Raw genomic sequence first — 21,413 nt, 5'->3', positions numbered from 1 at the left:
TTATGAAGGCAAAAGCGGTAAGAATGTATGGCAAAGATGATCTGCGTCTGGAAGAATTTGAATTGCCCCAGATAAAAGAAGATGAAATCCTGGTCAAAATAATGAGTGACAGCATCTGCATGTCAACCTATAAATTAATAAAACAGGGTAAGAAGCATAAAAGGGCCCCCCAGAATATGGATACCAATCCAGTTATCATCGGACACGAATGCGCAGGTATCATAGTTCAGGTGGGAAAAAAATGGGAGGACAAATACAAGGCAGGCGACAGATTTGCCCTCCAGCCCGCATTGAACTATAAAGGAAAGCTGGACTCTCCCGGATATTCCTATGAATACTGCGGAGGCGCAGCCACCTATTGTATTATGCCTCATGAGGTCATGGAGCTGGGCTGTCTGCTTCCTTATAACGGCGAAAGCTTTTTTGAAGCCTCCCTGGGAGAACCCATGAGCTGTATTATCGGCGGCTACCACGCGAATTACCACACGAACAAGCAGAATTACGATCATGCCATGGGGACAAGAAAAGGCGGAAATATCCTGATTCTCGGAGGATGCGGTCCAATGGGGCTTGGAGCAGTGAGTTACGGGCTGCATACGGAAAATAAACCCAGGAGAATCGTGGTGACGGACATCAGTGATGAAAGGATCGGGAATGCAAGAAAGAAAATTTCACCGGATGAAGCCGCAGAGAAAGGCGTTGAGCTTATTTATGTAAATACGGCACTTTTAAAAGATCCTTACAATACCCTAAAGGAATTAACGGATAATCACGGCTATGATGATGTGTTTGTGTATGTGCCCGACAAATCCGCAGCAGAGTTCGGTGATTCCCTGCTGGCTTTTGATGGCTGCATGAATTTCTTTGCAGGTCCGTCCGACCGTGATTTTTCTTCCGGAATCAATATGTATAATGTGCATTATATCAGTACCCATATCATCGGTACTACCGGAGGAAACAATGATGATTTGCTGGAAGCCATTGATCTGGCTGCCAAAGGGGACATAAAGCCGGCAGTTATGGTGACCCATATAGGCGGAATCGATTCCATCGCGGAAGCAACCTTAAATCTCCCTTCTATACCGGGAGGAAAGAAATTGACTTATACGCAGTTTGAGATGCCGTTAACAGCGATCGAGGATTTTGAAGAATTGGGAAATAACGATGAATTGTATAAGAAGCTTGCGCAGTCCGTAAAGAGACATAACGGGTTATGGAATGGGGAAGCGGAGAAAATACTTTTTGAATATCATGGCGTGGCATAAATAATTGGCTTGGTATAACAATGTTGAAACAGACCTTATATAACTATCCGGAAATCCGGATAGTTATATTTTTGCTCTGATTATCCTCTGGTGGCATAAATACCGGAATTCTGCTATAATATTACGGGAACAGAAGGGAAAAAGGGGGAACTGGGGTGGCAGCAGAAAAAGGGGTCGTAAAAAAGCTGCATGAAGGGTGGCTTTCTTTTACATTAAAACAAAAAATCGGGACATTCGCTGCCATGGTTATTCTGATCGTGGCACTTTCCATTGTATTTAATATTGTGATATTGGATTTCGCTTTAAATGGATTCAACCAGATCCTGGAAGATAATTCAAAGTGCCATGATTATCAGACGGCCATGGAAGAGGAAGCAAGGGCTTTCCAGAATTTTATCAGGGATACCGNCGGGGTTTTGCGGCGGCGGCACGGGAAGACAGATGGAAGAAAGCTTAAAGGAGCTTGGAATAAAAAGTGATTTTGTACATATAGGCGATGAGACAAGAGTGAATTTGAAGCTGGTGGAGGGAAATGGGATCGTTACGGAGCTTAACGAACCGGGACCGATTGTAACGGAGGAGGAACAAAAGCGGTTAACGGAGAAATTGATATCTTATGCGGGGGCTGATACTCTGTTTGTTTTTGCGGGAAGTATTCCCAGAGGAATTGAGAAGGATATTTATCTCAAATTAATCCCTCTTGTAAAGGAGAAAGGTGCCAGAGTATTTCTGGATGCCGATGGAGAACTGTTTGCCAGAGGCTTGGAGGGGAGACCGGATTATATTAAACCAAACCGGAAAGAACTGGAGGAGTATTTTAAGAAGGATTACCGGGTGACGGAAGAAGAGCTCCTGGATATGGGAAGGGAGCTGCTGCAAAAAGGGAGCAGCCTGGTTGCGGTATCCTTAGGGCAGATGGGGGCTCTGTTTCTTACAAGAGAAAACGCCTTTAAATGCCCGGGAATAAAAGTGAAAGCCCATTCAACCGTAGGAGCGGGCGATGCAATGGTAGCAGCGCTGGTTTACAGCCTTGCCGGGAAAGAGGAATTAAGGGAGAGTGTAAAGCTTGCAATGGCAGTCTCGGTAGGTGCGGTTACCACCCGTGGAACAAAACCGCCCGGCAGGGAGCTGATCGAGGAACTGAAACAGAAGACAGAAATCATAGATCTTGATGAAGGAGTATAAATTTATGAAGGCAAAAGCGGTAAGAATGTATGGCAAAGATGATCTGCGTCTGGAAGAATTTGAATTGCCCCAGATAAAAGAAGATGAAATCCTGGTCAAAATAATGAGTGACAGCATCTGCATGTCAACCTATAAATTAATAAAACAGGGTAAGAAGCATAAAAGGGCCCCCCAGAATATGGATACCAATCCAGTTATCATCGGACACGAATGCGCAGGTATCATAGTTCAGGTGGGAAAAAAATGGGAGGACAAATACAAGGCAGGCGACAGATTTGCCCTCCAGCCCGCATTGAACTATAAAGGAAAGCTGGACTCTCCCGGATATTCCTATGAATACTGCGGAGGCGCAGCCACCTATTGTATTATGCCTCATGAGGTCATGGAGCTGGGCTGTCTGCTTCCTTATAACGGCGAAAGCTTTTTTGAAGCCTCCCTGGGAGAACCCATGAGCTGTATTATCGGCGGCTACCACGCGAATTACCACACGAACAAGCAGAATTACGATCATGCCATGGGGACAAGAAAAGGCGGAAATATCCTGATTCTCGGAGGATGCGGTCCAATGGGGCTTGGAGCAGTGAGTTACGGGCTGCATACGGAAAATAAACCCAGGAGAATCGTGGTGACGGACATCAGTGATGAAAGGATCGGGAATGCAAGAAAGAAAATTTCACCGGATGAAGCCGCAGAGAAAGGCGTTGAGCTTATTTATGTAAATACGGCACTTTTAAAAGATCCTTACAATACCCTAAAGGAATTAACGGATAATCACGGCTATGATGATGTGTTTGTGTATGTGCCCGACAAATCCGCAGCAGAGTTCGGTGATTCCCTGCTGGCTTTTGATGGCTGCATGAATTTCTTTGCAGGTCCGTCCGACCGTGATTTTTCTTCCGGAATCAATATGTATAATGTGCATTATATCAGTACCCATATCATCGGTACTACCGGAGGAAACAATGATGATTTGCTGGAAGCCATTGATCTGGCTGCCAAAGGGGACATAAAGCCGGCAGTTATGGTGACCCATATAGGCGGAATCGATTCCATCGCGGAAGCAACCTTAAATCTCCCTTCTATACCGGGAGGAAAGAAATTGACTTATACGCAGTTTGAGATGCCGTTAACAGCGATCGAGGATTTTGAAGAATTGGGAAATAACGATGAATTGTATAAGAAGCTTGCGCAGTCCGTAAAGAGACATAACGGGTTATGGAATGGGGAAGCGGAGAAAATACTTTTTGAATATCATGGCGTGGCATAAATAATTGGCTTGGTATAACAATGTTGAAACAGACCTTATATAACTATCCGGAAATCCGGATAGTTATATTTTTGCTCTGATTATCCTCTGGTGGCATAAATACCGGAATTCTGCTATAATATTACGGGAACAGAAGGGAAAAAGGGGGAACTGGGGTGGCAGCAGAAAAAGGGGTCGTAAAAAAGCTGCATGAAGGGTGGCTTTCTTTTACATTAAAACAAAAAATCGGGACATTCGCTGCCATGGTTATTCTGATCGTGGCACTTTCCATTGTATTTAATATTGTGATATTGGATTTCGCTTTAAATGGATTCAACCAGATCCTGGAAGATAATTCAAAGTGCCATGATTATCAGACGGCCATGGAAGAGGAAGCAAGGGCTTTCCAGAATTTTATCAGGGATACCGGCGGGGATAACCGGGAGCTTTACGCCACTGCCTGCGTGAAAACAGAGCGCTGCATAAAATCCCTGCCTTTTGATTATGACAGGATCGGCGGCGAGCGGTATGCCATAACCTGGTCGATCCGGAGCGGTTATGAGAATTACAGGTCATGGCGGGATTCTGTGATACAGATGAATGAGGATGACGGATATGCGGTTCAGCAGTATGTCAATGAATTATACCGGGTTTACCGGATGCAGGACTATTTATCGGGATACGGAAAAAGGCTGGCAGAGAGCACTCTCCGGGAGGGGTCGGACGCCTATCATGCCAAGGTCCCGGTCCTGTCGCGTTTCCCATATGCCATTTTTGTTCTGGCAGTTTTAAGCATAGGAGTGACCTTTTATTTAAGCCGTATGATGCACCGGGATATGGTCATACCGGTGGTGCGGCTGGCTCACATGTCCAGAAAAATAGCAAAAAACGATTTCACGGAAGAGGATATAACAGTCGAGAATCAGGATGAGATGGGAGAACTTGTCCGGGCATTTAATAAAATGAAACATGCGACGGAACAGTATATCACAACGCTTAAGGAAAAGAATGAGATGGCGGATCTGCTCCACAAGGAAGAGATAGAAAAAATGGAGATGGAAAAGAGGCTTGATGCCACGAAGCTGGAACTGCTGAAAAACCAGATCAATCCCCATTTCCTTTTTAATACCTTAAATATGATCGCCTGCATGGCAAAGCTGGAGGATGCGGTTACTACGGAGCGCATGATTGAAAGCCTTGGAAATTTATTCCGGTATAACTTAAAAACACCGGAATCGGAGGTGCTTCTCAAAAAGGAGATCGAAGTTGTCAGCGATTATATGTATTTGCAGCAGATGCGGTTTGGCAGCAGGCTCCATTACGATATCCAGTGCCTGGTGGATGGGAGCAGGATCATGATCCCGACCTTTACCCTGCAGCCGCTTGTGGAAAATGCGGTCATCCATGGCCTGTCCAAAAAGGAGAACGGCGGGAGCATAAGGATCCGGGTCTGGGAGCGGAATAAGAAAATTGTGATATCGGTTGCCGACACCGGAGTGGGGATGTGTGAAGAGGATCTTCATGAGCTGAGAAAGGCGCTGAAGCTTCATTCGACGGCAAAGGTGGGCATTGGTGTGGGAAATATTTACCAGAGGATCCAACGGATGTACGAGGGAGGAGAATTCAGTATTTACAGCCGGGAAGGCCATGGAACAGCAGTTCAGCTTGCCATACCGGTTCAGTTATGACAGGGGGAATCAGATGTACCGTGTATTGATTGCAGATGATGAATTAATTGAAAGAAAAGTACTTTATAAGACTCTTACAAGGGAATTGGGGGACCAGTGCCGGATATGGCAGGCGGAGAACGGCAGGGAAGCTCTGGCATTATTTGATGAATATGATATTCAGATCGCCATCCTGGATATTGAGATGCCGGGAATCAACGGAATCAGTGCTGCGGAAGAGATGCGGAAACGGAAGGCCGGTTGCTGCATCATTTTCCTCACGGCCTTTGATGATTTTTCCTATGCCAAAAAGGCCATTACCATAAGAGTGCTGGATTACCTTTTAAAGCCGTGTCAGGAGCAGGAGCTCATAAGCGTTGTAGAGGAAGCCATGAGGCTTACGGACCAGGCTGGGAAGCAGGCATTTACGGAAGGAAAGGCGGAAAGTGGAGAGGCTCCGGAGCCCGTGCTCGAAAGACAGTCCGGGGAATACGCCGGAGGAGACGGGCATTTAAGGCTCCATAAGGTAGCGGAGGTCATTCGCAGTTATATGGAAGAAAATTACATCCGGGATTTGTCCATGCAGGATGTGGCAAGAGTCATGAATTATTCGGAAGCCTATTTCTGTAAGCTGTTTAAGCAGTGCTTTGATAAAAATTTTACTGCTTATTTAACGGAATGCAGGGTGGAGGCAGCAAAAAAGCTTTTGGAAGAACCGCTGGTAAATGTGAAAGAAATCGGGGAAGCGGTGGGATATTCCGATTCCAGCTATTTCGCAAAAGTGTTTAAAAGAGTGACAGGTGTCAGCCCGACGGAATACCGTATGTGCATATTCAATAAAAAATAAATAAAAACATTATGTAAGTATACTATTTACACAATAAAAAGAAAAAATCAGGTTAAAATTATACTAGGAATGTTAATTATTTACCATATATTTCTCCAAAGCTATCAAGTATAATGGATACGTGTTAAAGAGCTGTTAAAAAACAGCCGGAAACTATTAAGATAGTGTTAAGGAGGACGGTTTATGAGAAAAAAACTGTTAAGCGCAGCATTGTGTGCTGCCATGGCGGTATCCCTGGCAGGTTGTTCCAATCAGAATACAAACGCTGCAGGGGAGACGAAAGCGGCAGAGACCGCAGCAGCAGGGACAACGGCTGCAGGAGGGGAGGCTGCAAAATCGGAAGCAGGAAGTCCGGAGTTTGTATTTACCTATGCGGAGAATCAGGCGGAAGATTATCCGACCACTCAGGGCGCTTATAAATTTGCAGAATTGGTTCAGGAAAAAACAAACGGCAAAATTCAGATCAACGTACAGGCCGGCGGTGTTTTAGGCGATGAAAAATCCGTATGCGAACAGCTGCAGTTCGGCGGCATCGACTTCATGCGCATGTCGTTATCACCGCTCGCAGAGTTCGTTCCAAAGTTAAATGTTCTTCAGCTTCCTTATCTTTACCGTGACGCCGGACATATGTGGCAGGTTCTGGACGGTAAGATCGGGGAAGACTTTATCAATTCCTTTGAAGGCTCCAATCTGGTTGCATTATCCTGGTATGATGCAGGTGCAAGAAATTTCTATAATTCCGTTCGCCCAATTGAAAAACTGGAAGACATCAAAGGCTTAAAGATCCGTGTTCAGGAATCCGAAATGATGATGGGCATGGTCGAGGCATTGGGCGCAAATCCGACCCCCATGGCTTACTCAGAGGTTTACTCCGCATTGCAGACCGGCGTTATTGACGGCGCGGAGAACAACTGGCCATCTTACGAATCCACAAGCCACTATGAAGTAGCAAAATATTTCACAATTGATGAGCATAACCGTGTTCCCGAGCTTCAGCTTTGTTCCCAGGCTACATGGGATAAGCTATCCGCGGATGATCAGGCGGTCATCAGGGAATGTGCATTGGAATCCGCTGAATACGAGAGACAGCTTTGGGCGGAAAGAGAAAAGGCTTCAGAAGAAAAGGTCCGTGCTGCGGGCAGCCAGATCACAGAGCTTTCTCCGGAAGAAAAGCAGAAATTCCAGGATGCGGTAAAGCCGATGTATGAGAAATACTGCGGCGACTACATGGATATTGTAGATGCAATTATTGCGACCGGTAAATAATCAATTGACGGCAATTTAAGCCTTAAAGGAAAGGAGGATTCTTCCATGGAGGAAGGGAAGAAAGGCGGGGGACTGATTTTTAAGATATTTAATTTGATTTCCCTCATTTTTGACTGCATCTACCGCGTACTGTGTGAATATTCCAAAGCTGTTCTGGTCGTCATAGTCTTTGTAGTCAGCGCCCAGGTGTTCAGCCGTAAATTCTTAGGCAGAAGCATCCGTTGGTCGGAAGAGGTGGCGCTGCTTCTTATGGTCTGGATGGCGTTTATTTCCATGGCAATAGGCGTGGAAAAAGGATTACATATTTCGATTTCCATGTTTTTTGACAAATTTCCAAAACCGGTCCGGCTCGTAATTTCCAAAGCCACGGATGTCCTCATGATCGTGTTTGGATGCGCTATGATGAATTATGGCATGGCATTGATCCGGACTACCGCGAAGTCCACGCTTCCGGCTACGAAATGGCCTTCCTGCACCCTGTACGTCATGATTCCGGTCAGCGGCTTGTTTATTGTTTACTATTCCCTGATAGAAATGCTGGGACTGCAGAAATTCAAACATAAGAACGTGATCGGAAATCACATTTAAGACAGGGAGGATGAAACGATGTTTGATACGAATTTAGCCATTGCCCTTCTTTTGGGTACTTTTTTCATCATGATCCTGGTTAAGGTACCGGTAACATTTGCACTTGCGATTTCTACCATGCTGACCATGGTCTATTGCAAAGTACCGCTGCCGTCCATGATGCAGCAGATGGCAAAATCCATTAACAGCTTTTCCCTTATGGCGATCCCGTTTTTCATCCTGATGGGCGAGATCATGAGCGCCGGGGGGATTTCAAAACGAATGCTTGATTTTGCCAATGTCATAGTCGGGCGGATGAGAGGCGGTCTCGCCCAGGTAAACTGTGTGGCAAGTATGTTCTTCGGCGGCATTTCCGGCTCTGCCGTAGCGGATGTTTCATCCCTGGGGACCATGTTGATCCCCATGATGCATGACAATGGATATGATGACGACTTCTCCGTGGGGATCACCGTAACCAGTGCCTGTCAGGGTCTTATGATCCCGCCGTCCCACAACATGATCATGTATTCCGTTGCGGCAGGCGGACTTTCGGTCGAAAAGCTGTTTATGGCGGGCTATGGCCCGGGCGTTCTCACCGGTGTGGCCCTGATGATCATCTGTTACTTTATTGCCAAGAAGAGAAACTATCCGCGGGGGGAAAAGGTTTCCGTGAAGGAAGCTCTTAAAATCTCCAGAGATGCGATCCTGGCTCTGTTTACGGCCGTTATCATTGTGGGCGGCGTTGTATGCGGGTGGTTTACTGCTACGGAGTCCGCAGCCATCGCATGCATCTACGCTTTTGTTGTAGCCACCTGTGTATACAAGGAATTAAAGCTGAAAGACGTTCCGGTCGTGTTATTCCGTACCGTAAAAACCCTGGCAACTGTTTTTGGACTGATCGCGGCAGCAGGAGCATTCGGTGTTATGCTTGCCCGCCTTCAGGTTCCCCAGCTGATCACCAGCCTGCTGCTGGGGATCAGTAGCAGCAAGGTGGTAACCCTTTTGATCATCAATGTCATGCTGCTGCTGCTGGGCTGTATCATGGATATGGCTCCTCTTATCCTGATCATGACTCCGATCCTGCTTCCGGTCGTTCAGTCCTATGGAATGAGTTCCATTCAGTTCGGTATCATATTGATCTGCAACCTGGGAATCGGTTTATGTACACCTCCCGTCGGCTCCGCCCTGTTTGTGGGCTGCGGGATCGGCAAGATCAAGGTGGAAGATGCGGTTAAGGGAATGCTCCCCATGTATGCAGCCATGATCGTAGTTCTTTTGATGGTCACCTTTATACCGGCGATCTCATTGGGCCTTCCTACCCTGCTTTACGGACCGGTCGTATAAATAAAAAAGAAAAGGCTCAGAGGGGCCTTTTCTTTTTTTACCTTCATTTTTGTCAGTCTTTATCTACATACTTTGCATGGGGGATATAAGGATAAATATCTTCATATGCTTTCATTTCGTCTTCTGTTTCCGGAGTTGCCGGGATCAGTCCGGTACAGTCCATGGTAGAACATGCCTGAATATCGATATCATAATTGTTGTTGGACGTCGTGGTTTCAGCCTTTTTGTTTTGTGTATCCTTTTTTTCCGATTTCATCTGATAATCTCCTTCCGAGTCTTTTTAGGAATTTCTTCTTTTTAGTGTGAGGAAAAATAGCGTAATTATTCGCTGTCTGCATCATATCTCTATTTTGCGTCATAAGAGAAACTCAAAAACGTTATATAGGATGCGGGGCGTTATGGTCCATAAAAGAATAATGTGGCTATGGGGGGAATCAAGCATGAAAATTGTCTTTTATACGAATGAAAAAAAACTGGTGGAATCTTACTTCTCCATGGAGGATGGGCTTCTTCCGGCGCTGGAACGCACCGCATGCGATATGATCGTGATCTATCCGAAAGGGGAGACGGTTTCCAGCAGGGAGATAGTCAGGCAGGCAAACTTAATCCGAACAAAATATACTGCATTTTTTAACGGCCAGCGATGTGTTCTGGATACCCGGGACATTCTTTTTCTGGAGTCCTATTACCGGAAAACCAGTGTGGTTGTGAAAAAGGGCAGGATTCGGATAAGGGCCAGGCTGGATGAAGAGGAAAAGAAATTTCCAAACGATCAGTTTATCAGGATCAACAGGCATAATATCATAAATATGCGATATGTCAGGAATGTAAAAGGGGAAGCAGTGGAAATGCAGAATGGTGAAGTTCTGTACGTAAATGGCGGAAGGAAAAAGAAATTTGAAAAAAAGTACAGAGATTTTTTAAAAGAAAATTGTATGTTATTATAGGTAAATGCCAAAAAATGCAATAATTCGGTTAAAAAGCGCAAACCGGATTGCTATGGGTGAGAGATGGTGGTATTGTTGTTTTTATCCAAGGAGATAAAATTCGATTCCAAAAATCGGCAGATCATATCTGAAACCATATCTTTTTATTCTATTAAACCGGAAGAAACACACTCTGCGAGTTTCTCCGGTCATCGCGGCAGTCGCCAAGTGAACATGTAAACATGTTTGTTTGGCTCGTTGCTCGCGTAAATCAGGACAGGCAGCGAAAATCAGCCGATATCGCTGCCTGTTTTTCCAGTTAGTCCATCGCCGGGTGTCACGGTATCCTTGCGCGGTAAAATTCCGCATGCTATAATGGGGAATATAGAAAAAAGGGAGAAAGGTTGGTATCATTTATGGGGCGAATGGGAATATCCATCTATCCGGAGCATTCTGAAAAAGAGAAGGACCTGGCTTATATCCGGTTGGCCGGAAAATATGGCTTTCAGCGTATCTTTACCTGTCTTCTCAGCGTAGAAGGGAAGACGAGGGAACAGCTGATCGGGGAATTTAAGGAGCTTAACGACGAAGCACACAGACAGGGAATGGAAGTGATCATGGACGCGAATCCTGAAGTGTTCCGACGTTTTAACGTAACCTGCGGAGATTTATCCTTTTTTTCGGATATGCATGCGGATGGCATCCGTTTGGATGAAGCTTTTGAAGCAGGGGAGACCGCCCGGATGACTTTTAATCCCCATGGGCTTAAGATCGAGCTGAATTCCAGCATGGCAGACGGTTTGGCGGCACATGTCATGTCGTATCATCCAAGGATGGCAAATTTAATTACCTGCCATAATTTTTATCCCCAGCGTTATACCGGGCTGAGCCTGTCTCATTTTGAACGGTGCAATGAAGAAATGAAGCAGTTCGGACTACGGACAGCTGCCTTTGTATCCAGTAACAGGGAAGGAACCTTCGGCCCGTGGCCGGTAAATGAAGGGCTGTGTACTCTGGAAATGCACCGGGACAGGAAGCTAAATTTACAGGTGCGCCATCTGCTGGCGGCCGGCATGATCGACGATGTGATCATTGCCAATGCCTATGCCTCCGAAGAAGAGCTTGCAGGCTGTGCCGCACTCGATCCCGGGATTCTCACCTTCCGCCTGGAACTGGAAAAGGAGCTGGCCGGGACAGAAAAAGCGATCGTTGACTTTGAAACGGGGCATGTGGTCCGGGGAGATATGGGTGAGTACATGATTCGTTCTTCCTTACCCCGTGTGGCTTATAAAGACTGTCATTTGGCTCCGGACGGCATCAGAGATTTAAAAAAGGGAGATGTGGTGATCTTAAACGAGGGTTACGGGCGGTATAAAGGAGAGCTTCATATTATTTTAAAGGATATACCGAATGACGGACGGAAGAATGTGATCGGACATATACCCGAAGAGGAGTGGATTCTCTTTGACTATGTGAAACCGTGGACGATATTTGGGTTTATTTATTAAATGAAAAGGGACCGCGGCCTGGCCGGGTCCCTGTTTTGATCATTCCAAAATCCGTATGGCAAGTCCATAATGTTTTTGTTTTCCAGGGAGCAGAGTCTGGACATGATTTTTGTGGATGAATTCATCATCCTCGGTAGCATATACGGCGGAACCATTCCATGGTTCGATGCATACAAAGGGAGCCTCTGCCGGATACGGAGTCCAGAAAGCCACTGTCTCAAAACCTGGGAATGAGACTTCTGCTCCCCGGCCGGTATTTCTGTTTACCAGAGAAACTTTTCTGGACTGCAGGCCGTCAAAATAGACTGCGTCATCCTTGAATAAGTCCCGGCTTAAAGAAAGGATACGGCTGTCGTTTAATCGGCTGATCCGATGATCAGGATTAAATTCCAGCCGTTTGGAATCGTAAACCATGCTTGAAATCGTTTCGTCCTTTTCAAACACCAGATCATAATCTTCAAATACAGCACTTTTTTCCAGCGGGCAGTTAAAGCCTGGATGAGCACCAAGGCAGTAATGTATGGTCCTGGAATCCGTATTAGTGACCTGGTAGTCCATGTCTAAAACTCCATCATGAAGCGTATAGGTAAGGCTTAATCGGAAAGCGTAGGGATAAATTTTCTTTGTTTCTTCCGTATCGCTGATTTCAAAAGTTACGGAGCACCCGGTTTGTTCTGTGACGGAAAAATCCATTTCCCGGCAAAAGCCATGTTTTGGGATATTCCAAACCTGACCTTCCAGATAAGTCTGGTTGTTGCGGCAGTTCCCGATAATGGGGAAAAGAAGAGGAGAACATTTGCCCCAGAACGCAGGATCTCTCTGCCACATGTATTCTGTCCCGGCAGAATCTTTTAATGAAATGAGCTGTGCACCGGTGGAATCGATAACAGCCGTTGCTTTGGAATCGTGAAGTGTTACCAGCATTATGAATTTACCTCGTTTCTTATTTCGTTGTTTTTACATTTTGAATAGCTGTTCCAGGCGGTTAATTCAGGTGATCAGGTTTGCCTTATGTTAAGTATACTAAAAAAGAGAAGAAAATTCTATGGAGATCGATAAGTTAAACGTTTAATATTTTGTCCTGCCCTATTGACAATTGCATGAAAATTTGAGTTAATTATAACAAAAGGTTTTGGAGGCAGGCGATGGCAACAATAAAAGAATTGGCAAAATGCTGCGGTGTATCAGTCGCCACAGTATCAAATATATTAAACAACAAACCTGGTGCAAGTGATAAAACGAGAAAACTGGTTTTAGAAATGGCTGAAAAACTCAATTATACTCCCAATATTGTTGCAAAGAGCTTAAAGATGCAAAAGACCAGAAGCATCGGGGTCATTGCGGAGGACATGACGATATTCAGCATCCCTGACATCATAGACGGCATTACAGACTATTGCCAGGAGCTGGATTATCAGATACTTTTAACAAATTTAAGGCTGTTTAAAAAATACAACGACACCTATTATAACCGGGATGACTATTATGGACTGGTTGGGCTTGAGATAAAGAAGCTCATGGAGAAACAGGTAGAGGGGATCATATATGTAGCGGCCCATGAGCGTATTATCCGCTGTATCCCGGATACGCTGCCCATACCGGCCGTAATGGCTTACGGATACTCGAAAAGCATGAAGGTGCCATCCGTTGTGGTCGATGATGTCCATGGTGCGGCTGAGATCATGCACTATCTGCTGGAACATGGTCATAAGAGAATCGGAGTGATAACGGGAAAGCCGGACAGCCTCCATGCACAGGCAAGGCTGGTCGGGTACCAGCAGGTCCTCTTTCAGAACGGGATCTTATATGATCCCAGCCTTGTGGTAGAAGGGGACTGGACCAGGGAATCCGGTTACCTGTGCACCAGTCTGCTCCTTGAAAAGGGAGTGACGGCGATCTTCTGCATGAATGATTTAATGGCAGGCGGCGTATATGACCGCATAGACGAATTGGGCATGAGCGTGGGGGCTGATCTGTCAGTGGCAGGATACGATGACCGGGAATTATCAGGATATTACCGGCCCCCTCTTACAACCATAAGCCTTCCTCTTCACGATATCGGACACAAAGCCAGTGAACTGGTCATCGGCCTTCTGAACGGCCAGGAATTGGAAGCTGACTCCGAAAATGTTTATTCCGTGGGTTGCAAGATGTTGATCCGTAAATCGGTAAAAAATATAATATAAATTCCCTTCATTGAATTCATTGAAAATTAGAACGTTTCACATGGTGTCATAGCGTGTAAAACGTTCTTTTTATTTAACTAAAAACGGGGTGGTTTTCGGACAATCGTGAACAAAAATCAGATCAAATGATACGATATGACATTTCACAACAAAAATAAAGTAAAAATTACATGATTAAACGATTTAAAAAAATATAAAATTGTGCAAAAGTACTTTACAGAACAAATGGCATGTGTTAGTATGCAATTATAACAATTAAGAATGATTATTAAAGCACGAAATTATCAAAAATATTATTTTTTAAATTAAACGTTTAATATAAAAATAAAAAATGAAGTGACCATAATGAATAAGAAATTGATGGGTAATCCTTTGAAAATGGTCCAAACTAATGATGAATCCTGGGATAAGTACATAAGGCATGTGAAAGAAGTCATTATCCCTTATTATTGGAGTATATTAAACGATTTAATAGAAGATGCAGAACCCAGTCACTGCATCTATAATTTTAAAATTGCTGCCGGAGACTATCTGGCCTCTGTTTATATGGTCAGAGGAAGAAAGGAAGATTGAGTTTTCAGATTTAGAACGGGTCCGGTAGGAATCATGCAGATGGTATCATCTGTTTTGATAAAGCAGGAACACAAAAAGGAGGATTTACGATGAAAAAACGGGTATTAGCAGCGTTGCTGTGTGCAGCAATGGCAGCATCCATGGTTGCAGGATGCAGCGGTACGAAAGGAGATGCCACAGAAACCACCAAAGGTGTATCATCTGCAGGGAAAAAGGAGATGGAAGTCGGCGGGAATGACGTAACCACATTAAACGTGTGGACCTTTATTGAACTTCATCAGGATTTTTATGTGGCAATGGCAGAGAAGTGGAACGAGACTCATCCGGACAAAAAGGTGAAACTGGTATTAAGCAATATGCCGTATGATGATATGCATAATAAGCTGTCTCTAGCGCTGGAATCGGGGGAAGGGGCGCCGGATATCGTGGATATCGAGCTTGGCAAGTTCCCTGCATTTATGGCGGGTAAAATCGGTTTGATGGAACTGGGTGATGCGATTGAACCTTACAGGAATAATATCGTAAAGTCCAGGCTGGATATTTACTCAAAGGATGGAAAGGAATATGGATTCCCGACCCATGTAGGAACTACGGTAGCATTTTATAATGAAAAGCTGTTAAGCGATGCAGGAATCAGCTATCAGGATATTAAGACCTGGGATCAATTTAAAGAAGCAGGGGTAAAATACCATGAGGCGACCGGAAAGTATTTTGCCTGCGTGGAAACATCCGCCCAGTGGATGGTCAACCTGATGCTGGCTCAAAAGGGCGGGGACTATATTGATGAAAACGGAAAGCTCAACCTGACGAGCAAAGAAATGATCGAAGTGCTGGAATACATAAAAGGCATGCAGGAGACCGGCGCTTTTGCGACGGTGCCGGGCGGACAGCCGGATAATGAGGAAGCATATCCGTTCTACAATTCAGGGGATTATGCCGTGCAGATCATGCCGTTCTGGCAGACCTCCAGATATGTGAATTATATGAGCGATTTAAAGAAGCAGGTAGCTATTGCACCGGTACCGGTATGGAATGAAAATGACGGTGAGGTAGCCACCATCGGCGGAGGCGGTACCGGTACTGCGATCGTGAAATCCGGGGAACACGCACAGCTGGCAGCAGAAGTAATGGCTTATATCAAGCTTTCCGAAGATGCCAACAAGGAAGTCTGGAATGTACTGGGATTTGATCCGGTCAATACTGCAGTATGGACCGATACATCCCTGACACAGAATCCGGATAACCAGTTTGTCCAGTACTTTACCAATTATCCGTTTGATACTCTGCTTAAAACAAAGGACAGCATCGGATCGTTACGGGCTTATACGGATGAAAAATATCCATCCATCAACAATGAATTCTGCAATGTAACTTTAAACAGCATTTTTGAAGATGGAATGGATGTAACAGAGGCGCTTAACTCATCCCAGGAAACCCTGAATAACGAATTTAAAGAATAGGAAGAAAAGGAAAGCAGCCGGCTGCAGGGGATGGCATATCTCCTGCAGCTCTTAGGTAAGTTCCTGACAGAAAAGGGGTATGCAAAATGAAGAAATTTTTTTACTCGAAAAAGATAGCTCCTTATGTATTTATCTGCCCGTTTGTAATAACGGTATTGTTATTCTGGCTTGTGCCTATCTGCAATGGGTTCCTTTTAAGCTTTCAAGATGTATTGAAAGAGCGGTGGGTTGGATTTGACAATTACACACGGCTGCTGTCTGATAAAATATTTATGAAGGCATTATGGAACAGTTTTAAATATATGGCGGGGACGCTGATTCTTCTGATCCCTTTTCCAATGCTGTTTGCAACTCTGTTAAACAGCAGACTGATGAAAAAGGCAGACTTTTTTAAATCCATTTATTTCATACCGGCTCTGACTTCTGTTGTGGTGGCAGGTACCATTTTCCGGCTTATGTTCGGGGAGTCCTCCAACTCGCTTTTTAACCAAGTGCTGGGCTTTTTCGGAGTGGACCCCATAAAATGGCTGAAGGGAGCCGGTACCAGTTACTTTGCCCTGCTTCTCTTGGCATGCTGGAGATGGACCGGGGTTAATATCCTGTATTTTCTTTCGGGATTGCAGAGCATCCCTTCCGATCTTTATGAGGCCGCGGCCATTGACGGGGCTTCCAAATGGCAGCAGTTTTCTAAAATATCCGTGCCCCTGGTCAAGCCTACGACGGTTTATGTCCTTACGATCAGCATTTATGCGGGGCTTTCCATGTTTCTTGAAAGCAATATGCTGTTTAAGGGAAATAATTCCCCTAATAACATCGGACTCACGATCGTCGGATATCTTTACCGGCAGGGAGTTGAAAAGAGAGCCCTGGGCTATGCTTGTGCGGTCGGCCTGATTCTTCTGATTGTTGTCATGCTCGTAAACATCATTCAGCTGAAGATTACAGGTACCTTCGAAGAAGGGAGAGAATGATATGAGTGAAAGAAACAGAGCAAAAGTATGGAACGTACATGGCAGAAGAAAGGCCGCATCAATTGCACTGATTCTTCTGTTTGCAATCCTCGCCTTACTGATCATTCTTCCGATCTGGGTGCTGTTTATCGCCAGCTTCAAACCGGGCGGTGATCTGCTGCAATACGGCCTCAACCTGGATATTCATGTTTCAAGGATGAATTTTGACAATTATGTCCTGCTGTTTGCAGGGCAGCATGAGTACTGGAAATGGTTCTTTAACAGCATTTTCCTTACTGTGGTCACAGTGGTGAGCACCCTGCTTGTCAGTTCCTTTGTGGGATATGGATTTGCGGCTTATGAATTCAAGGGAAAGAAGGTCCTGTTTGGCATCGTTCTTCTGATTCTCTCTATTCCGCTGGAGGTAGTCATGCTGCCTCTGTATAAACAGATGTCCAGCTGGAAAATGATGGATAGCTATACTGCTATCATTCTCCCGTTTGTTGCCCATGCATCCACAATCTTTTTCTTCCGGCAGTATCTGGTGAGCATTCCGGGGTCACTTATGGAAGCCGGAAGGATTGACGGCGCAACGGAGTACGGGATTTTTTACAGGCTGATCGTTCCTCTGATGAAGCCTGCATTTTCTGCCATGGCCATTCTCAATGGGATGAATGCATGGAACAATTATCTGTGGCCCCTTCTGGTGATCCGGTCCTCCGGAAAGTATCCGCTGACGCTGGGCTTAAATACACTCATCAATCCTTACGGGGATAATTACAGCCTTTTGATTGTGGGTTCTGTTTTTTCGATCATACCCATATTCCTCCTGTTCGTGGCATTCCAGAAATACTTTATTGAGGGAATGATGGCAGGGGCTGTGAAAGGGTAGAGGTGACATAAAATGGACAGTCGTAATTTTAAGAAAACTCCTGATAATGAACCTTTCATTTTCCAAAGGGCAGATCCGTATCTATACCGGCATACGGATGGAAGTTATTATTTTACTGCATCGGTACCGGAATATGACCGGATCATACTGCGCCGTTCTGATACAATCCTTGGATTAAAGGCTGAAAAGGAAGTAACCATCTGGGAAAAACACGGTCAGGGGATTATGAGCACCCACATCTGGGCTCCGGAGCTTCATTATCTGGATGGCAGGTGGTATGTTTATTTTGCTGCAGGAGATGTGGATGACGTCTGGGCGATCCGCCCTTATGTGTTAGAATGCAGGGAACCGGACCCAATGGCCGGACCCTGGAAAGAACTGGGGATGATGCAGTCTTTTGATGACTATTCGTTCCGGGATTTTTCCCTGGATATGACGGTTTTTGAGCATGGCGGGAGCCGGTATTGTATCTGGGCGGAAAAGGTCAGCGTAGGGAAGAAGATTTCCAATCTGTACATAGCCCGGCTGGAAACACCGTGGAAGCTTTCATCGGAGCAGGTGACTCTTTCAACTCCCGACTATGACTGGGAGCGGGTGGGATTCTGGGTCAATGAAGGGCCGGCGGTTTTAAAACATGGGAATAAGATCTACGTTACTTATTCTGCCAGTTCCACGGGGGCATGCTACTGTATGGGCATGCTGAGCATTGATGCAGATGCGGATTTACTGGACCGGAATGCATGGAAAAAGGAAAGGAAACCCATATTTAAGACAGTGCCGGAAAAGGGAATTTTTGGTCCCGGGCATAATTGTTTTGTGAAAAGCGAGGACGGACTTAAGGATATCATGGTATATCATGCAAGGCAGTATGATGAGATAACCGGAGATCCTCTGTATGACCCCAACCGGCATGCCTATCTGATGGAGGTCGGCTGGGGGGATCATGGACCGTTGTTTGATTGGAAGAATCGTATCGGATGAGAAAAGGAAAGATCAGCATTACACAGGTGATTTGTTTGCCTGAGTAAATGCTGATTTTTCCGTTCTTGCCTTAATTTGTAAGAACTGGTAAAGCTTTTGTCAGAACATGTCCGAAAACTTTAGGGAAATATAAGGAATTATTCCTGTTTTTAGAGGAACTCTATGGTACAATTTAGTCGGAATCATAACATATCATATAACGAAAAGGAGGCAGTGAATCTATGAGAATAGGAACGTTTATAAGAAGAATATTGTTTTTGCTGATGACGGTATGTCTTTTGGCCGGATTCACTGTGACATACAAAGGTTATGAGCTGTACCGGGAGGCTCTTAAGGAAACCGGGCTTCAGGAACGGGTTGAGTCCATTCGGGATAAGGAAGGCTATACGGAATACAAAAACCTGCCCCAGGTTTATGTGAATGCAGTGATATCGGTTGAGGATCACCGTTTCTACCGCCATGGAGGGATCGACTTGATCGCCATTTCCCGGGCCGTAGCAAACGATATCAGGGCAGGCCGGTTTGTAGAAGGCGGCAGTACCATAACCCAGCAGCTCGCAAAGAACTTATATTTCGACCAGGATAAAGATATTACCAGGAAGGCGGCTGAGGCATTCATGGCCTTTGACATAGAGAAGAATTATACCAAGGATGAAATTTTTGAGCTGTATGTGAACTGCATCTATTTCGGGGACGGATATTACAGCGTGGGCGATGCCAGTGAGGGCTACTTTAAAAAAGCGCCGGAGGATATGACCGAGTATGAGAGTACACTCCTGGCCGGTGTTCCCAACGCCCCTTCTAAATATGCTCCGTCGAAGAATCCTGCACTGGCAGAGGAAAGGCAGATGAAGGTCCTTCGGAGAATGGAGGCGTGCGGATATTTTTCAGCGGAAGAGGCGGAAACGGTGGCAGAGCAGATGGTAGCCATTAATTGATTTTATTTTTCAGAAGGAAAGAATTTTGCCCGGAAGCTTGATGGATGGAATGGCAGACGGTATAATAGAAGAGTTACAAGAGCTTATAAAGGCGGGAGGAACAGGTTTCCGTGCCTTAATCTACATACAGAACGGAGGAAGCTATGGCTGTCAGACAGATAACGGGCAGACGTTTGAACCAATACGCAGAAAATTACGTGGTTTTTGATTTGGAGACAACAGGGATCAGTACCGCAGAGGATTCTATTATCGAGATTTCAGCGATTCGGGTAAAGGGGCATGAGCCCATTGCAGAATTTACGGCTCTGGTAAATCCGGGAACCCATATCCCGGCAGGAGCTACCAGGGTGAACGGTATTACAGATGAGATGGTCAAGGGGGCACCCTGTTTAAGGGAAGTCCTGCCGGATTTTTTATCGTTTATTGAAGGGGAGATCCTGGTGGGCCACAACATCCAGTCCTTTGACTTGCTTTTTCTTTACCGGGCGGCACAGGAGCTGCTTGAGAGAGAAATAGTCAATGATTATGTGGACACCCTTTACATGGCAAGAGCGTGCCTGCCGCAGCTTGGCCGCCACCGCCTGACGGATATTTCGGCATACTTTAACATCGGCACGGAAGGCGCACACCGGGCTCTGAATGACTGCATTATGAATCAACAGTGCTATGAGCATATGGGAAAACTGCCTAAGGCTGAGGAAGCCGAGGTCTGCCCTAAGTGCGGCGGAGTGCTCAGACGCAGAAGCGGCAGATTTGGGGATTTTTACGGCTGTTCCAATTACCCCCAGTGCCGTTTTACAAGGAATGTTTAAAAAGCAGGCAGGAAGCCCAGTCAGCCCATGCCGCATTTGCCGGAGTTTACGGTTTAAAGGGGAAAGGAACGGTATATGGAATTTTTGATCAAGAGAGCTGCCCTGGAGGATCATCAGGCGCTGGCCGGTGTGATTGAATCAGTCTGGCAGCAAATAGAGCGGAAAGACTGGTTTGTAGCCGATGATCCGGGATATACCTATCGCACGCTTCAGGAAGGAAACGGAATCGGATACAAGGCACTTTTAAAGGATTCCGGAACTCTGGCAGGGGTTTTCATTGTTGCCCTCCCCGGGAGAAGGGAAGAAAACCTTGGCCGGGATATCGGTCTTTCCAAAGAAGAACTGGGGAAAGTCGCTCATATGGAGTCGATTGCCATCCTTCCTGAGTACCGTGGAAACGGCCTTCAGTATTCCATGATGCAGGCTGCAGAGGAAGAACTGAGAAAGATGGGATACCGCTATCTCATGTGCACGGTCCATCCGGAAAACGTTTACAGTAAAAATAATGTAATCAGGCAGGGCTATGAAGTTGTCCTGACCAAAGAAAAGTATGGCGGTTATTTAAGAGACATTTTGTTAAAAAAGCTTTCGTGAACGTCCGGCGTCAGCAAACGTTTGCATAAAAATCCATTGACGTAATGCCGATATTTACTTATAATTTTCTTAACGGCTGACAGAAGTCACCACTTATAAGGAACATAACAAATACGGAAAAATGATAGATGGTAACAGATACCAGGAAGGTATGGGTATTCTTAAGGAATGCGTATGACTGTTTCTGGTATCTTTTTTTGATGCGG

General features: G+C 45.4%; 21 protein-coding genes. 19 read left to right on the top strand and 2 right to left on the bottom strand.

Translation table 11 applies throughout. From position 1 onward, the window contains the following. Positions 1-2 precede the first annotated feature (2 nt). The 8 genes from BQ9856_RS00820 to BQ9856_RS00785 all read left to right on the top strand — a co-directional run bounded on the left by BQ9856_RS00820 (position 3) and on the right by BQ9856_RS00785 (position 9,387). Positions 3-1,265: a zinc-binding dehydrogenase gene (locus BQ9856_RS00820; protein WP_077609301.1), complete on the top strand. Its 1,263-nt coding sequence runs from the start codon at positions 3-5 to the stop codon at positions 1,263-1,265. 441 nt (positions 1,266-1,706) lie between these two features. Next, positions 1,707-2,450, top strand: coding sequence for a 1-phosphofructokinase family hexose kinase (locus BQ9856_RS00815; RefSeq protein WP_159441912.1), 744 nt, complete (start codon positions 1,707-1,709; stop codon positions 2,448-2,450). A 4-nt stretch (positions 2,451-2,454) separates the two neighbouring features. Further along, positions 2,455-3,717 carry a zinc-binding dehydrogenase gene (locus BQ9856_RS00810; RefSeq protein ID WP_077609301.1) on the top strand — a complete coding sequence of 421 codons (1,263 nt, stop codon included), beginning with the start codon at positions 2,455-2,457 and terminating at the stop codon, positions 3,715-3,717. A gap of 155 nt (positions 3,718-3,872) precedes the next feature. Further along, entirely contained in the window at positions 3,873-5,384 is a 1,512-nt protein-coding gene (locus tag BQ9856_RS00805; RefSeq protein ID WP_235839085.1) for a sensor histidine kinase, read from the top strand. Between the two features lie 13 nt (positions 5,385-5,397). Further along, a complete protein-coding gene (locus tag BQ9856_RS00800) occupies positions 5,398-6,210 on the top strand; it encodes a response regulator transcription factor (protein ID WP_077609300.1) in 813 nt (270 codons plus the stop codon). Positions 6,211-6,393: 183 nt separating this feature from the next. Next, a complete protein-coding gene (locus tag BQ9856_RS00795; RefSeq protein ID WP_077609299.1) occupies positions 6,394-7,476 on the top strand; it encodes a TRAP transporter substrate-binding protein in 1,083 nt (360 codons plus the stop codon). A 45-nt stretch (positions 7,477-7,521) separates the two neighbouring features. Continuing rightward, positions 7,522-8,064 (top strand): TRAP transporter small permease, encoded by a 543-nt coding sequence (locus BQ9856_RS00790; protein WP_077609298.1) that lies wholly within the window; start codon positions 7,522-7,524, stop codon positions 8,062-8,064. An 18-nt stretch (positions 8,065-8,082) separates the two neighbouring features. After that, positions 8,083-9,387: a TRAP transporter large permease gene (locus tag BQ9856_RS00785; RefSeq protein WP_077609297.1), complete on the top strand. Its 1,305-nt coding sequence runs from the start codon at positions 8,083-8,085 to the stop codon at positions 9,385-9,387. 52 nt (positions 9,388-9,439) lie between these two features. On the opposite strand, the gene BQ9856_RS00780 is transcribed toward BQ9856_RS00785, so the two are convergent. Next, a complete protein-coding gene (locus tag BQ9856_RS00780) occupies positions 9,440-9,643 on the bottom strand; it encodes a hypothetical protein (protein WP_077609296.1) in 204 nt (67 codons plus the stop codon). A 184-nt stretch (positions 9,644-9,827) separates the two neighbouring features. Here BQ9856_RS00780 and BQ9856_RS00775 point away from each other — a divergent pair, with 184 nt between their 5' ends. Together BQ9856_RS00775 and BQ9856_RS00770 are read left to right on the top strand one after the other, a co-directional pair. Continuing rightward, a complete protein-coding gene (locus BQ9856_RS00775; RefSeq protein WP_159441911.1) occupies positions 9,828-10,334 on the top strand; it encodes a LytTR family DNA-binding domain-containing protein in 507 nt (168 codons plus the stop codon). 383 nt (positions 10,335-10,717) lie between these two features. Then, positions 10,718-11,821: a DUF871 domain-containing protein gene (locus BQ9856_RS00770; protein ID WP_442855452.1), complete on the top strand. Its 1,104-nt coding sequence runs from the start codon at positions 10,718-10,720 to the stop codon at positions 11,819-11,821. Positions 11,822-11,860: 39 nt separating this feature from the next. On the opposite strand, the gene BQ9856_RS00765 is transcribed toward BQ9856_RS00770, so the two are convergent. Then, positions 11,861-12,745: an aldose 1-epimerase family protein gene (locus BQ9856_RS00765; RefSeq protein WP_077609293.1), complete on the bottom strand. Its 885-nt coding sequence runs from the start codon at positions 12,743-12,745 to the stop codon at positions 11,861-11,863. Positions 12,746-12,966: 221 nt separating this feature from the next. Between BQ9856_RS00765 and BQ9856_RS00760 the strand changes: the two genes are divergently transcribed. From BQ9856_RS00760 to BQ9856_RS00720, 9 genes are all read left to right on the top strand, one after another. Next, positions 12,967-14,007: a LacI family DNA-binding transcriptional regulator gene (locus tag BQ9856_RS00760; RefSeq protein WP_077609292.1), complete on the top strand. Its 1,041-nt coding sequence runs from the start codon at positions 12,967-12,969 to the stop codon at positions 14,005-14,007. A 345-nt stretch (positions 14,008-14,352) separates the two neighbouring features. Further along, a complete protein-coding gene (locus BQ9856_RS00755; protein WP_077609291.1) occupies positions 14,353-14,580 on the top strand; it encodes a hypothetical protein in 228 nt (75 codons plus the stop codon). 89 nt (positions 14,581-14,669) lie between these two features. After that, on the top strand, positions 14,670-16,040 hold the full coding sequence (locus BQ9856_RS00750; protein ID WP_077609290.1) for an ABC transporter substrate-binding protein: 1,371 nt from the start codon (positions 14,670-14,672) through the stop codon (positions 16,038-16,040). An 86-nt stretch (positions 16,041-16,126) separates the two neighbouring features. After that, entirely contained in the window at positions 16,127-17,011 is an 885-nt protein-coding gene (locus BQ9856_RS00745; protein WP_077609289.1) for a carbohydrate ABC transporter permease, read from the top strand. Between the two features lies 1 nt (position 17,012). Next, positions 17,013-17,882: a carbohydrate ABC transporter permease gene (locus tag BQ9856_RS00740; RefSeq protein ID WP_077609288.1), complete on the top strand. Its 870-nt coding sequence runs from the start codon at positions 17,013-17,015 to the stop codon at positions 17,880-17,882. Between the two features lie 12 nt (positions 17,883-17,894). Then, positions 17,895-18,863 carry a glycoside hydrolase family 43 protein gene (locus BQ9856_RS00735; protein ID WP_077609287.1) on the top strand — a complete coding sequence of 323 codons (969 nt, stop codon included), beginning with the start codon at positions 17,895-17,897 and terminating at the stop codon, positions 18,861-18,863. A 221-nt stretch (positions 18,864-19,084) separates the two neighbouring features. Next, complete coding sequence (locus tag BQ9856_RS00730) at positions 19,085-19,801, top strand: transglycosylase domain-containing protein (RefSeq protein ID WP_077609286.1); 717 nt, start codon at positions 19,085-19,087, stop codon at positions 19,799-19,801. Between the two features lie 143 nt (positions 19,802-19,944). Beyond that, positions 19,945-20,613 (top strand): 3'-5' exonuclease, encoded by a 669-nt coding sequence (locus tag BQ9856_RS00725; RefSeq protein ID WP_077609285.1) that lies wholly within the window; start codon positions 19,945-19,947, stop codon positions 20,611-20,613. A 75-nt stretch (positions 20,614-20,688) separates the two neighbouring features. Beyond that, positions 20,689-21,207: a GNAT family N-acetyltransferase gene (locus BQ9856_RS00720; protein WP_077609284.1), complete on the top strand. Its 519-nt coding sequence runs from the start codon at positions 20,689-20,691 to the stop codon at positions 21,205-21,207. Positions 21,208-21,413 lie beyond the last annotated feature (206 nt).

The sequence above is a fragment of the Clostridium sp. Marseille-P2415 genome, assembly GCF_900155545.1.
In the GTDB taxonomy this organism is placed as follows: domain Bacteria; phylum Bacillota; class Clostridia; order Lachnospirales; family Lachnospiraceae; genus Lacrimispora.
Note: the sequence above shows the minus strand (reverse complement) of the source record. Positions and strands in the feature narration are given on the sequence as shown.

Bases quoted from the DNA above. Each gene is read 5' to 3' on its own strand.
- BQ9856_RS00810 (WP_077609301.1), top strand. From the start codon at position 2,455: ATGAAGGCAAAAGCGGTAAGAATGTATGGCAAAGATGATCTGCGTCTG.
- BQ9856_RS00750 (WP_077609290.1), top strand. From the start codon at position 14,670: ATGAAAAAACGGGTATTAGCAGCGTTGCTGTGTGCAGCAATGGCAGCA.
- BQ9856_RS00755 (WP_077609291.1), top strand. From the start codon at position 14,353: ATGAATAAGAAATTGATGGGTAATCCTTTGAAAATGGTCCAAACTAAT.
- BQ9856_RS00785 (WP_077609297.1), top strand. From the start codon at position 8,083: ATGTTTGATACGAATTTAGCCATTGCCCTTCTTTTGGGTACTTTTTTC.
- BQ9856_RS00735 (WP_077609287.1), top strand. From the start codon at position 17,895: ATGGACAGTCGTAATTTTAAGAAAACTCCTGATAATGAACCTTTCATT.
- BQ9856_RS00815 (WP_159441912.1), top strand. From the start codon at position 1,707: ATGGAAGAAAGCTTAAAGGAGCTTGGAATAAAAAGTGATTTTGTACAT.
- BQ9856_RS00730 (WP_077609286.1), top strand. From the start codon at position 19,085: ATGAGAATAGGAACGTTTATAAGAAGAATATTGTTTTTGCTGATGACG.
- BQ9856_RS00745 (WP_077609289.1), top strand. From the start codon at position 16,127: ATGAAGAAATTTTTTTACTCGAAAAAGATAGCTCCTTATGTATTTATC.
- BQ9856_RS00800 (WP_077609300.1), top strand. From the start codon at position 5,398: ATGTACCGTGTATTGATTGCAGATGATGAATTAATTGAAAGAAAAGTA.
- BQ9856_RS00795 (WP_077609299.1), top strand. From the start codon at position 6,394: ATGAGAAAAAAACTGTTAAGCGCAGCATTGTGTGCTGCCATGGCGGTA.
- BQ9856_RS00775 (WP_159441911.1), top strand. From the start codon at position 9,828: ATGAAAATTGTCTTTTATACGAATGAAAAAAAACTGGTGGAATCTTAC.
- BQ9856_RS00725 (WP_077609285.1), top strand. From the start codon at position 19,945: ATGGCTGTCAGACAGATAACGGGCAGACGTTTGAACCAATACGCAGAA.
- BQ9856_RS00780 (WP_077609296.1), bottom strand. From the start codon at position 9,643: ATGAAATCGGAAAAAAAGGATACACAAAACAAAAAGGCTGAAACCACG.
- BQ9856_RS00820 (WP_077609301.1), top strand. From the start codon at position 3: ATGAAGGCAAAAGCGGTAAGAATGTATGGCAAAGATGATCTGCGTCTG.
- BQ9856_RS00760 (WP_077609292.1), top strand. From the start codon at position 12,967: ATGGCAACAATAAAAGAATTGGCAAAATGCTGCGGTGTATCAGTCGCC.
- BQ9856_RS00740 (WP_077609288.1), top strand. From the start codon at position 17,013: ATGAGTGAAAGAAACAGAGCAAAAGTATGGAACGTACATGGCAGAAGA.
- BQ9856_RS00720 (WP_077609284.1), top strand. From the start codon at position 20,689: ATGGAATTTTTGATCAAGAGAGCTGCCCTGGAGGATCATCAGGCGCTG.
- BQ9856_RS00790 (WP_077609298.1), top strand. From the start codon at position 7,522: ATGGAGGAAGGGAAGAAAGGCGGGGGACTGATTTTTAAGATATTTAAT.
- BQ9856_RS00765 (WP_077609293.1), bottom strand. From the start codon at position 12,745: ATGCTGGTAACACTTCACGATTCCAAAGCAACGGCTGTTATCGATTCC.